The sequence below is a fragment of the Streptomyces sp. MUSC 14 genome (genome assembly GCF_001866675.1).
Taxonomy (GTDB): Bacteria; Actinomycetota; Actinomycetes; order Streptomycetales; family Streptomycetaceae; genus Streptomyces.
On the sequence record NZ_MLYN01000046.1, the window covers coordinates 1 to 11,798 of the forward strand.

An 11,798-nucleotide genomic window follows, 5' to 3' on the forward strand; every position below is an offset into this window, starting at 1 on the left:
GGCCGGGATCCCGGGGTGGGTGGTCGCGGCGGAGAGGGGGGCGGCGATGGCCGTGGTGAGGAGGGCGGCGAGGAACGCGCGCCGCCAGTGCCTGCGGTGTCTCGGCGGGAACAGCCTCCGCCTCGGCTTCGCCGTCGGCGGCTGCGGGCCGGAGGAGAGGCGGGAGGCGGGGGTGTGCGGGAGGTGGTGCCCCATGGTCGGCTTCCTTTCAGAAAGCCCGGCCATCGGGCCTTTCTGACAAGGAAGTTATGGATCGGGGCGTGTCGTTGGCGTCCCGCCTGAGAGCGGTCCTTCGGGGTAGCTCTCAGGTATTACGGGTATGACCGGGGGCGACCCCCAAGGGGCGGGCGCCGGAGGTCGTCCAGGGCGCAACCACCGGCGTCACCAGGCCAGTTGGGCGATCTCCTCCGCCACCACCGCGCACGCGTCCGCCGCCGGGTCGATCAGCGGGAAGTGCCCCACGTCCTCCAGCAGGGTCAGGCCCACCACCTCGCCCGCCTTCGCCGCGGCGTCCGCGTACGACTCGGCCACCGCCTGCGGCACCACCAGGTCCGTACGGCCCTGGACGAGCGTCGTCGCGATGCCCGTCGGGAGGAGGAGCACGGGGTCGGCGTACGGACGGCGCCCGGCGAACGCGTCGTGGCCGCCGAGGAGTTGCAGGCTCGCGTTGCCGCAGACGTCCAGCTCCTCCGCCACCTCGAAGTCCGCGATCGGGGCGAGGGCGACGACGCCGCGGAGGAGGGCCGGACCCGCGGTGCGCCACGGGGCGTCCGCGGGCAGGACGTGCCGGGCCGCCGCCCACAGCGCCAGGTGGCCGCCCGCCGAGTGGCCCGTCAGCACCATCCGGCGCGGGTCGGCCTGCGGCAGCGCGGTGCGGACGAGGTCCGGCAGGGCGTCGAGGGCCGCCGCCACGTCGTCGAAGGTCTCCGGCCAGCGACCCGCCGAGGGGATGGCGCCGTCCCCGGTACCACCGTCCCCGGTGCCCGCGTCCGCCCCCGTGCTCTGCTCCGGGATCAGAGGAGGCTCCCCGCCCCGGCGGTACTCGACGTTCGCCACCGCGAAACCCCTACGGGCCAGGTGGTCCGCGAAGGGGGTGATGTGCGTGCGGTCGTAGCGGGCCCGCCAGGCGCCGCCGTGCAGGACCACCACCAGCGGGGCCGGGATGTCCGGGGCGGTGGACCGGGGGACGTAGAAGTCGATGACCTGGTCGGGGTGGTCGCCGTACGCGGAGCTGATGTCGGGGTCGACCGGGGGGTGCGAGAAGGCCGACTCCTCTTCGGCGGCGGCGCGGGCTGCTGCTGCGTCGTCCGGCATGCTCCAACCTCTCAGCGACGGAAGGTGTTTGGCGGGGACGGTATCAGGCCGGTGACGTGCGCGGACATGGGGTTGTCACGCAGGGTGAGGGGGAATGGTCCGGGTGGCCCGGAGGCGGCCCAGGGGCGGCCTCCGGGCCGTCGCCTACGCCAGCTCCTCCGCCAGGATCCGCGCCGCCCGCTCCGCGTCGGCGAAGCCGACGTACAGCGGGGTGAACCCGAAGCGGAGGATGTCAGGGTGCCGGAAGTCGCCCACGACACCCCTGTCGATCAGGCGTTTCATCACCTCACCGGCATCCGGGCAGCGCAGTGCGACCTGGCTGCCGCGCTCCTCGTGGCGCTCGGGCGTCACGGACTCGACGCGGCCCGGTTCCGTGTACGCCCGCACGCAGCGCAGGAAGAAGTCCGTCAGGGCGAGGGACTTCGCGCGGACCGCGGGGACGGGGACGCCGTCCCAGACCTCCAGGGCCGCCTCCAGCGCGAGCATGGAGAGGATGTCCGGGGTGCCCACCCGGCCGCGCAGCGCACCCGGCGCCGCTGTGTAGGACGGGCTCATGCCGAAGGGTTCGGCGTGGGAGTTCCAGCCGGGCAGCGGGGAGTCGAAGCGGGGCTGGTGCTCCCGGCGGACGTAGAGGTACGCCGGTGAACCCGGGCCGCCGTTCAGGTACTTGTACGTGCAGCCGACCGCCAGGTCGACGCCGTGCTCGTCCAGCCCCACCGGCAGCGCGCCCGCACTGTGGCACAGGTCCCAGACCGCGAGGGCGCCCACGGCGTGGCTCGCGGCCGTCAGACCGGGCAGGTCGTGCAGGCGGCCCGTGCGGTAGTCGACGTGGTTCAGCAGGACCGCCGCCGTACGGGTGCTCAACGCCCCCGGCACCTGGGCCGGGGTCACCGGGCGCAGGGTGCGGCCGGTCAGGCGGGCCGCCGACTCGGCGATGTAGCCGTCCGTGGGGAACGTCGTCGCATCGACGAGGATCTCGCTCCGGCCCGCGTCGGCCATCCGTACAGCGGCCACAAGCGCCTTGAAAACGTTGACGCTTGTGGAGTCGCCCACGACGATCTGACCGGGGGCCGCCCCGACCAGCGGGGCGATCCGGTCGCCGATCCGTTCGGGCGCGGTCCACCAGCCGCTCTCGTCCCAGGAGCGGATGCGCAGCTCGCCCCACTGCCGGCGCACGACGTCCGCCACCCGGTCGGGGACATGGGCGGGCAGCGCGCCGAGCGAGTTCCCGTCCAGGTACACCCCCGCGGCGTCAGCCGCATGACCAGACGCAGTGTCGAGGGCGAAGCGGTCCCGCAGCGGCGCCAGCTCGTCCGCCGCGTCCAGCTTCTCCGCTTCCAGAGTCAGGTCGGACATCACGGACTCAGACATGGGACCTCGCCGTCCACAGCTCCGGGAACACGTTCTTGCGGGCGCGCTTCTCCAGCCAGGCCACGCCGGCCGAGCCGCCCGTGCCGGGCTTGGCGCCCATCGCGCGGCGGGTGGCGACCAGGTGGTCGTTGCGCCAGCGCCACACCAGCTCGGCCACGTCGGTCAACGCCTCGCCCAGGCGCGCGAGTTCGGCGCCCGGATCGCCGGAGTAGACCGCTGCCCAAGCCTGTTCCACCTGGTCGGAGGGCTCGTAGCGCTGGGAGACGTCCCGGTGCAGGACAGTGGCGGGGACGGTGTGGCCGTGCCGGGCCAGCAGCCGCAGCACCTCGTCGTACAGGCTCGGCTCGTGCAGCGCCTTCTCCAGTTCCGCGTGGGCACGCGGGGCGCCGCGGTGCGGTACGAGCATGGACGCGGACTTCTCGCCGAGCAGGAACTCCATGCGCCGGTACATCGCAGACTGGAAGCCGGAGCCCTCGCCGAGGGCGGAGCGGTAGGAGTTGAACTGGGCGGGGGTGAGCTGGGCGAGCGGGGTCCAGGAGGCGTTCAGGGCCTCCAGTTCCCGCACGGAACGCTTCAGCGCGGCGATCGCGGTCGGGACGTCGTCCGCGCGCAGGGCGTCGGCGGCGGTCTCCCACTCGTGCACGATCACCGTGAACCACAACTCCATGACCTGGGTCGTGACCAGGAAGACCATCTCTCCGGGATCGTCGGAGAGGGTGTGCTGGAGGTGCGTCAGGACGTCCGCGCGGACGTAGTCCTCGTACGGCGTGGTGCCCTGGAAATCGAGATGCGGGGTCTCGGGCTCAGCGGCCTCGTGGGGGCGAGCCTGTTGGGACATCGCTGTCTCCTGTTGTACTCCGGGTAGCGGTCCGCCCCTGCCGATCCCGGCACGGGGGCCCCGGTCCCCACCGGCATCCTCTGTAATCGGCTCCTCTACGGCAAGGCCCGTCTGCTGCCAGACGGGCCACACCGGGAACTCCCCGTAGGGGTCAGCCCAGGGTCTGGGCGGCCGTCGGCGAGGAGTCCTTCAGGAACTGCGCGCAGCGCTCGTACTCCGCCTGCTCGCCGATGGCCTGCGCGGCGCGGGCGAGGGCGTGCAGGGCGCGCAGGAAGCCGCGGTTGGGCTCGTGCTCCCAGGGCACCGGGCCGTGCCCCTTCCAGCCGCTGCGGCGCAGGGCGTCCAGACCCCGGTGGTAGCCCGTACGGGCATAGGCGTACGACTCCACGACCGCGCCGCGCTCGAACGCCTCGTCGGCCAGCTGGGCCCAGGCGAGGGAGGAGGTGGGGTACTTGGCGGCGACGTCCGCGGGGGCAGCGCCGTTCGCGAGGAGTTCGCGCGGCTCCGGGTCGTCGGGGAGGTGGGTCGGGGGCGGGCCGCCGAGGAGGTTCTCGTGAATCGTCATGGAGTCCAGTCTGGCTCACTGATCGGTTCCCTGCGTCACAGCGGCTGGAAGGGGCGCGGGCCTGCGTCGATACGCGGCTCCGCCGCGCGGGCGCGAGCACCCCGGCCTCGACCCGCACCCGGAAGACCGGGCTGGTCACCGCTGCCCCTCCAGCGGCGGCACCGTCACACTCCCATAGGTCCGGCATTCCGGTCGCAAACACCCCGGACCGGGCCGGCGGACCAGCGCGAAGGCCAGCGCCGAACCCACCACCAGCACGCCCGCGCAGATCGGCATGGCGCGCCGGAACGCCGCGTCGAACGCCGACGGCAGCCGGTACGCCTCCGGGCCCATCCCCGCCAGCAGCGGCAGCGCCGCCACCGCGATCAGGCCGGCGGCCCGCGCCGCCGCGTTGTTGATGCCGCTGGCCAGGCCCGCGCGGGCGGTGTCCACCGAGGCGAGGACCGTCGCCGTCAGGGGGGCCACCAGGGTGACCATGCCGGCGCCCATCACCAGCAGGGCGGGCAGGACGTCCGTCAGGTAGTCGGCGTGCGGACCCACCCGCAGCATCAGCAGCATCGCCGCCGCGCACAGGAGCGGGCCGACCGTCAGGGGCAGCCGCGGGCCCGTGTGGTCCGCGAGGGCGCCCGAGCGGGCGGAGAAGAGCAGCATCAGGGCGGTCGTCGGGAGCATCGCCGTACCGGCCGCGAGCGGGGAGTAGCCCGCCACCACCTGGAGCTGGAGCGCCGTCAGGAAGAAGAACCCGCCGAACGCGGCGTACACGCACAGGGTGACCAGGTTGACGGCCGTGAACTGGCGCGAGGCGAAGATGTCCGGCGGCAGCATCGGGTCCGGGCGGTGCCGTTCGACGTACCCGAAGGCCACCGCCGCGGCCAGCCCGGCCGCCGCGCTCACCGCCACCACCGCCGAGCCGGCCCGCGCCTCGATCAGCGCGTACGTCAGCAGGGCCAGGGCCAGGGCGCCCAGCACCGCGCCGAGGACGTCGAAGCGGCCGTGCTCGGTGCTGTCCCGGGACTCCGGGACGTGCCGGAGGGCGACCGGTACGCACAGCAGGGCCAGCGGGACGTTGAGCAGGAACACCCAGCGCCAGCCGGGGCCGGTGACCAGCCAGCCGCCCAGGAACGGGCCGACCGCCGCGCCGATGCCGCCGAAGCCCGACCACAGCCCGACCGCCCGGCTGCGGTCGTCGGGGTGGAAGGAGGCCTGGATCAGCGCCAGGGAGCCGGGCGTGAGGAGCGCCCCGCCGATGCCCTGCAGGGCCCGGGAGGCGATCAGCACCGCGGAGTTCGGCGCCAGGCCGCACAGCAGGGACGCGGCGGCGAACCAGACCACGCCCAGCACGAAGATCTTCCGGCGCCCGTAGTGGTCGCCGAGCGAGCCGCCCAGCAGGATCAGGCCGGCCAGCGTGACCATGTACGCGTTGACCGTCCACTGGAGTGCGGCGAGGCTCGCGCCCAGGTCGCGGCCGATGCGCGGCAGCGCGACGTTGACGACGGTCGAGTCCAGCAGGGCCATGCTGGAGCCGAGGACCGTGGTGAGCAGGATCCACTTGCCGCGGGGCGAGGCCAGCCGGACATCGGGCATGTCCCCAGGTATACAGCGGGCCCGGCGCCATAGACAGCCGCCGGGCCCACCGGGAGGTGCCGCTTACTTGATCTTGTTGCCTGCCGAGCGCAGGTTCTTCGTCGCCTCGACGACACGCGCGGCCATCGACGCCTCGGCCAGCTTGCCCCAGGTGCGCGGGTCGTAGGCCTTCTTGTTGCCGACCTCGCCGTCGACCTTCAGGACGCCGTCGTAGTTGGCGAACATGTGACCCGCGACCGGACGGGTGAAGGCGTACTGGGTGTCCGTGTCGAGGTTCATCTTCACGACGCCGTTCTCCAGGGCGGTGGCGATCTCCTGCTCGGTGGAGCCGGAGCCGCCGTGGAAGACGAAGTCGAACGGGGACTGCTTGCCGAACTTGGCGGCGACGCCGTCGTTCAGCTCCTTCAGCAGCTCGGGGCGGAGCACGACGTTGCCCGGCTTGTAGACGCCGTGCACGTTGCCGAAGGACGCGGCCAGCAGGTAGCGGCCCTTCTCGCCGAGGCCGAGGGCCTCCACCGTGCGGATCGCGTCGTCGACCGTGGTGTAGAGCTCGTCGTTGATCTCGTGCGAGACGCCGTCCTCCTCACCGCCGGTCGGGGTGATCTCCACCTCCAGGATGATCTTGGCGGCCTGGGTGCGCGCCAGCAGTTCCTGGGCGATGGCGAGGTTGTCGGCGAGGGTCTCGGCCGAGCCGTCCCACATGTGCGACTGGAAGAGCGGGTTGCGGCCGGCCTTCACGCGCTCCTCGGAGACCGCGATCAGCGGACGTACGTACCCGTCGAGCTTGTCCTTCGGGCAGTGGTCCGTGTGCAGCGCGATGTTGACCGGGTACTTCTCGGCGAGGATGTGCGCGTACTCGGCGAGCGCGACGGCGCCGGTCACCATGTCCTTGCTGTACTGACCGCCGAGGAACTCGGCACCGCCGGTCGAGATCTGGACGATGCCGTCGCTCTCCGCCTCCGCGAAGCCGCGCAGCGCCGCGTTCAGGGTCTGGCTCGAGGTGACGTTGATGGCCGGGTAGGCGAACTTGCCTGCCTTCGCCCGGTCGAGCATCTCGTTGTAGACCTCGGGGGTTGCGATGGGCATCTGTCCGCTCCTTGTGTTGCGGGTTGGCGTTGTGCGTTAAGGCCCTGACCTAGACCTGGGGGGTTCGACGCCGTCGTCGGCCCCATCTTTCCAGACCTGGCGCCGTCGTCGGCGCACCGGCCAAGTCCAGGCCGAAGCGCCCGTTCAGTCCAGACCCAGTTCATCCTTCGAGAAGGCGAACCGGTACGGAACGCCCGCGCCGGCCTCGATCTTCTCGGCCGCGCCCGTCGCCCGGTCCACGATCGTGGCGACGGCGACGACCTCCGCGCCCGCCTCGCGCACGGCCTCGACGGCGGTGAGCGGGGAGCCACCGGTGGTGGAGGTGTCCTCGACCACGAGCACGCGGCGGCCCGCGATGTCCGGGCCCTCGACCCGGCGCTGCATGCCGTGCGCCTTGGCCGCCTTGCGGACGACGAAGGCGTCGAGCCGCTTCCCGCGCGCGGCGGCCGCGTGCAGCATGGCCGCCGCGACCGGGTCGGCGCCCATGGTCAGGCCGCCGACCGCGTCGAACTCCAGGTCGGCCGTCAGATCCAGCAGCACCTGCCCGACCAGCGGCGCGGCCTCGCCGTCGAGGGTGACGCGGCGCAGGTCGACGTAGTAGTCGGCCTCCAGCCCCGAGGAGAGCGTCACCTTGCCGTGCACCACGGCCTTGTCCTTGATCTGCTGCAGCAGCGCGCCGCGTACGTCCGTCATGCCGACCAGCCTAGGGCCTGTCCGGCGGGCCGCTCCGCGGTCGAGGGGTCCGGCATGATCCAAACGACACCCCCTAGAGGCGCCGCCAGCTCCAGGTCGTCGACGCCTCCAGCGGGTCCACGGGGGTGACCAGGCGTGCGGCGGTGTTCAGGCCGTTGGGCGGGCCGGTCTGCGGCTCCACGCACACGGCCTCGGCCTGCTCGTCGTAGACGACGACCCACTCCTCGCGGCTGGTCACCCTCAGCTCCAGCAGGCCGGGCCAGGTGAGGGTCACGTCGACGCCGCCGGGCATGCCGAAGCAGTCGTCCCAGGGGCCGGGCGTGCGGTCGACGCGCCTGCCGGTGGGCAGGTGGTCCGCGCCGCGTTCCTCCTGCCAGGCGGGCTCGAAGGCGAGGACCGCGTCCACGTCGGCCGCACCGTCCCCGCCCGCGAGGGTCCGGTTGAACCAGGGGTGCCAGCCGATCTGTGCCGGGAAGGAGTCCGCCGTCGCCTCGACGCCCGTCGTCAGGGTCAGGCTGTCCCCGGTGAGCTCCACGAGCTGGGTGACCCGGCCGGGGTAGGGCCAGGGGTCGACCAGGTCGTACGTGATCGCCGCCGTGTTCTCCGTGACCTTGGCGACACTCCAGGCACCGTCGCGGGCGGTGCCGTGGATGGCGTGCGGCGGGGAGTTGAGCGGCATCTGGTGGACGGTCCCGCCGTCCAGGAAGCGGCCCTCCCTGATCCGGCCGCACCAGGGGATCATCGGGAAGCAGCCGAAGCGGTCCCCCTGGCGGAGCAGTTCCGTGGAGCCGACCTTGAGGCCGCTGATACGGCCGCCGTTGGCAGGGCTGATGCGTACCTGTGCGTCGCCCGCTGTCAGCGTGATGTCTTCGTTACTCACGGGATGACAGTACTGGGCGCCGCCCCGGGGTCCGCCGGGCTCACCGGCGTCTGCGCAGCGCCCTGGTCACGACGATCGCCGACGCCACGGCCAGCGCCGCCGCCGGGGCCGCCCAGCGCAGGGCCTGGTTGCCCGCGACCGTCTGCGGGGCCGGGACCGGGGCGTAGCGGCCGCGCGGCGGTGCGTGGTCGACCTCCTCGGCGCTGCGGCCGATCATCGTGCGGCGGGCGTGCGCGGCCTCGGCGGGCGGTTCGCCGGTGTCGGCGAAGTCATCCGCCAGGCGGTCCGCGTCCTGCGCCAGTCCGTCCGCCTCGGGGTCCAGGGACGGCGGCGGCACCTCCGTGTCGAAGACCGAGGTGTGCGCCTCGGCCACCGGCTCCCCTGATTCCACCGGCTCCTGCTCCGGCTCCCCCGCGGAGACCTCTTCCGCCCGCTCCGCCCCCAGGTTCTCCACGAAGCGGCCGAGCAGGCGCGTGGCCGCCGAACTCACCGCGTCCGCGGGCAGTTCCGCGATCCGGCCGGCCGCGGCCGCCGTGCCCTCGGCCGTGACCGTCGTACCGCCCTCGGTGTCCGCGAGGCGCAGGGTGAGGGCGAGTTTCACGGTGCCGGTGCCGCGGGCCTCGGTGGCGTCGCCCGCCATGTCGTACCCGCCGTCCTCGCGGGGCGTGATCCGGACCGCCCCCCGGTAGGTGACGGAGTGTCCGCCGACGCGCAGTTTCAGACGGCCGGCGACGGGTTCGGCACCGGCGTCCTGCTGAAGGCCGGGGATCGCGCGGGCGACACGCGCGGGGTCGGCCAGCGCGGCCCGCAGTCGCTCGGCGGGGACCGGAACGAAGACCTGGTGCTCCATGTCGGCTGAGCCTACCCACGCATGGCCGGAACGTACCCTCGCAGCGCGATCCCGGCCCGCGCGGCCGTCAGTAGCGCGGATGCACCAGCGTCGACGCCGGCAGCCCGGGGATCCGGGTGCGCCGGGCCGCCGCCCCGTCCGCCGTGAGGCCCGCCTGGGTCAGGGTGCGCGGCGCGGCGCGGTCCAGACGCAGCGGCGGCGGGGCGGCGGGGGCCGGGGCGGCCAGCAGGAAGCCCCAGTCGTGCGGGGCGCGGGTGGCGCCGGCGGCCGAGCGGTCGGGGCCGGCCGCGAAGCCGGAGTCGTGGCCGAGGACCCGGTATGCGGAGGTGGCGAAGCCGGCCGCGCGGAGCGTCGCGGCGACCGTCCAGAAGACGCGGGGGCGGCTGGTGACCGCTCCGGCGTGGACGACGAGCCGGCCGCCGGGGGCGAGGACGCGGCGGGCGAGGCCGTAGAACTCCTGGGAGTACAGCTTGGTGCTGGCGGTGATGCCGGGGTCGGGCAGGTCGGCGATCACGACGTCGTACGCCGCCGTGGGCGCCCCGCGCAGCCAGTCGAAGACGTCGGCCGTGACGGCGTGGACACGCGGGTCGTCGTAGGCGTGACCGTTGGCCGCGGTGAGGCCGGGGTCGTGGCGGGCCAGCCGGATGAGGCCGGGGTCGATCTCGACGACGTCGACCCGGCGCACCCCGCGCTCGTCCAGCGCCTCGCGGGCGGCCATGCCGTCGCCGCCGCCGAGGATGAGCACGCGCGCGTGGGCGCCGCCGGACAGGGCGGGGTGGACGAGGGCCTCGTGGTAGCGGCGGGCGTCGCGGCCGCCGACGCGGAGCCGGCCGTCGAGGAAGAGGTCGAGGGGCCGGCCGTCGGTACCGCCGGCCAGGACGACCTCCTCGACACCGGTGCGCACGGCGACCCGGACGTCCTCGCCGTAGACCGCGTGCCGGGCGGCGCGGTCGAAGTCGCCGGTGAGGGCGGCGGCGGAGGCGAGGACGCCGAGGACGGTGAGGCCGACGAGGAGCAGGGTCCAGCGGGCCCGGCGGGACAGGTCGCGCCGGAAGAGGCCGAGGACCAGGGCGCCGCCCGCGACCACGTTGACCGTGCCGGTGACGAGCGCGCCGGTCAACTGGCCGAGGAACGGCAGGAGAAGGAAGGGGAAGGCCAGACCGCCGACCAGCGCGCCGACGTAGTCCGCGGCGAACAGGTCGGCGACCGCGCCGCCCGCGTCCTGGCGGCGGATGCGCTGGATCAGCTCCATCAGCAGCGGGACCTCGGCACCGATGAGCAGGCCGATGGCGAGCGAGAAGGCGACCAGGAGGAAGCGGGGGCCGTCGGCCCACATCCCGCCCCAGCCGCCGGTCCAGGCGAAGACGGCGTACAGCGTCATCGCGCTGCACCCGCCGACGAGCGCGAGGGCGATCTCGATCGCGCCGAAGCCGACGGCCGCGTGCCAGCGCAGCCGCTTGGCGGCGAGCGAGCCGATGCCCATCGCGAACACCATGACGGACAGCACGACGGAGGACTGGGTGACCGAGTCGCCGATCAAGTACGAGGCGAACGCGACGAGTTCGAGTTCGTACACGAGTCCGCAGGCCGCGCAGACGAAGACGCACACGAGAACCAGGAACCGCCCGGTCCCGGGCCGCACGGGCAGCCGGACGGGGCCTGTCCAGTGGGGCGGGGCGCCCGGGGGCGCGGGGGCGTGCGGTTCGATCACGGTGCGACGTTACGTCACGCGCTCGGCACGCTTGGTCACCCACACGTGTGGATCTGGGGCGAGTTGGGGCCGATCATGTTTATCTGCCTTACGCGGTCGGCGTCGTCACCCGCCCGCCCACGCGCGTGCGGGTGGCCACCAACTGGCCGTCCTGCGGGTAGGCGTGCCAGGTCCGCCAGTGCACCTGGCCCTCGTGCCGCTGCGCGAGCAGCGCGGTGAACGCGTTCGGGCTGCCCGGGAAGACGCCCGCGAGGCCGTGCGGATGGTCCGAGACGAGGGCGAGCAACTCCTGTGCGCGGCCCGCGAACGAGCCCGGCGTGAGCAGTTCGACGCGGGCGGCGAACTCATACTCCCAGTCGCCGACGCGTTTGGCGACACCGAGCGGCAGCGGGGTGCTGGAACCGGGGATGCACGCGACCGTCTCCGAGCAACTGCCGCGCTCCTCCTCCAGCAGCACTTGGTGGGACGCGCCGAGCAGTCTCAACTGGAGCTTCGCACCGGCCAGTTCGAGGTCGAGCGTGGCCAGGGCGGGCAGCGGCTCGCGCCCCAGGGCCCAGGCGAGATCGGCGGCGCGCGTATCGGTGTAGGAGGTGTTCAGGGTCGTGAGCATGGATCGGCTCCGCTAACACACGATGAGGGGGAGATCAGCCATGTCAGCCAGGTCGGCGTCCCGACCGGAGGAGGGGTTCTGCGGGACGTCCGAGGGGCTGCGTTGGCGATTTAGAGGGAATCATGAACAGAGCAGCCACCACAGCGTTTTTACCCAACTTCGTGGGGTTTCCATCCCTCAGAGGGCTCCACAGTTCAACTGTTCAACCATGGCGTACGCCTGGCGCGCGCGGACAACGGCCGGGCGCCCGCCGGCTGCCTTCGCCGACGGGCGCCCGTGGTGCGCCCCGGAGGGGA

At 73.3% G+C, this 11,798-nt stretch carries 11 protein-coding genes and 1 pseudogene; all 12 read right to left on the reverse strand.

The window, feature by feature from the left end; translation table 11 throughout:
- Positions 1-195 (reverse strand): annotated as a pseudogene (locus tag BIV25_RS50470) (hypothetical protein); the annotation flags it as partial.
- Positions 196-381: 186 nt separating this feature from the next.
- A complete protein-coding gene (locus BIV25_RS27735) occupies positions 382-1,314 on the reverse strand; it encodes an alpha/beta hydrolase (protein ID WP_071375177.1) in 933 nt (310 codons plus the stop codon).
- A gap of 144 nt (positions 1,315-1,458) precedes the next feature.
- Positions 1,459-2,670: a kynureninase gene (kynU, locus tag BIV25_RS27740; protein ID WP_071375178.1), complete on the reverse strand. Its 1,212-nt coding sequence runs from the start codon at positions 2,668-2,670 to the stop codon at positions 1,459-1,461.
- 7 nt (positions 2,671-2,677) lie between these two features.
- Positions 2,678-3,523 carry a tryptophan 2,3-dioxygenase family protein gene (locus BIV25_RS27745; RefSeq protein WP_071375179.1) on the reverse strand — a complete coding sequence of 282 codons (846 nt, stop codon included), beginning with the start codon at positions 3,521-3,523 and terminating at the stop codon, positions 2,678-2,680.
- Between the two features lie 151 nt (positions 3,524-3,674).
- Complete coding sequence (locus BIV25_RS27750; RefSeq protein ID WP_071375180.1) at positions 3,675-4,088, reverse strand: DUF3151 domain-containing protein; 414 nt, start codon at positions 4,086-4,088, stop codon at positions 3,675-3,677.
- 135 nt (positions 4,089-4,223) lie between these two features.
- Positions 4,224-5,672 carry an MFS transporter gene (locus tag BIV25_RS27755; protein ID WP_071375181.1) on the reverse strand — a complete coding sequence of 483 codons (1,449 nt, stop codon included), beginning with the start codon at positions 5,670-5,672 and terminating at the stop codon, positions 4,224-4,226.
- A 63-nt stretch (positions 5,673-5,735) separates the two neighbouring features.
- The gene (fbaA, locus tag BIV25_RS27760) at positions 5,736-6,758 is read right to left on the reverse strand and encodes a class II fructose-bisphosphate aldolase (RefSeq protein WP_071375182.1); all 1,023 of its coding nucleotides are present in this window, start codon (positions 6,756-6,758) and stop codon (positions 5,736-5,738) included.
- 144 nt (positions 6,759-6,902) lie between these two features.
- Positions 6,903-7,451 (reverse strand): orotate phosphoribosyltransferase, encoded by a 549-nt coding sequence (pyrE, locus tag BIV25_RS27765; protein WP_053666167.1) that lies wholly within the window; start codon positions 7,449-7,451, stop codon positions 6,903-6,905.
- A gap of 73 nt (positions 7,452-7,524) precedes the next feature.
- Positions 7,525-8,331 (reverse strand): aldose epimerase, encoded by an 807-nt coding sequence (locus tag BIV25_RS27770; RefSeq protein ID WP_071375183.1) that lies wholly within the window; start codon positions 8,329-8,331, stop codon positions 7,525-7,527.
- 40 nt (positions 8,332-8,371) lie between these two features.
- The gene (locus BIV25_RS27775) at positions 8,372-9,181 is read right to left on the reverse strand and encodes an SRPBCC domain-containing protein (RefSeq protein ID WP_071375184.1); all 810 of its coding nucleotides are present in this window, start codon (positions 9,179-9,181) and stop codon (positions 8,372-8,374) included.
- Between the two features lie 67 nt (positions 9,182-9,248).
- The gene (locus tag BIV25_RS27780; RefSeq protein WP_071375185.1) at positions 9,249-10,892 is read right to left on the reverse strand and encodes a polyamine aminopropyltransferase; all 1,644 of its coding nucleotides are present in this window, start codon (positions 10,890-10,892) and stop codon (positions 9,249-9,251) included.
- 88 nt (positions 10,893-10,980) lie between these two features.
- Complete coding sequence (locus BIV25_RS27785; RefSeq protein ID WP_071375186.1) at positions 10,981-11,502, reverse strand: DUF2617 family protein; 522 nt, start codon at positions 11,500-11,502, stop codon at positions 10,981-10,983.
- Between the last annotated feature and the right edge of the window lie 296 nt (positions 11,503-11,798).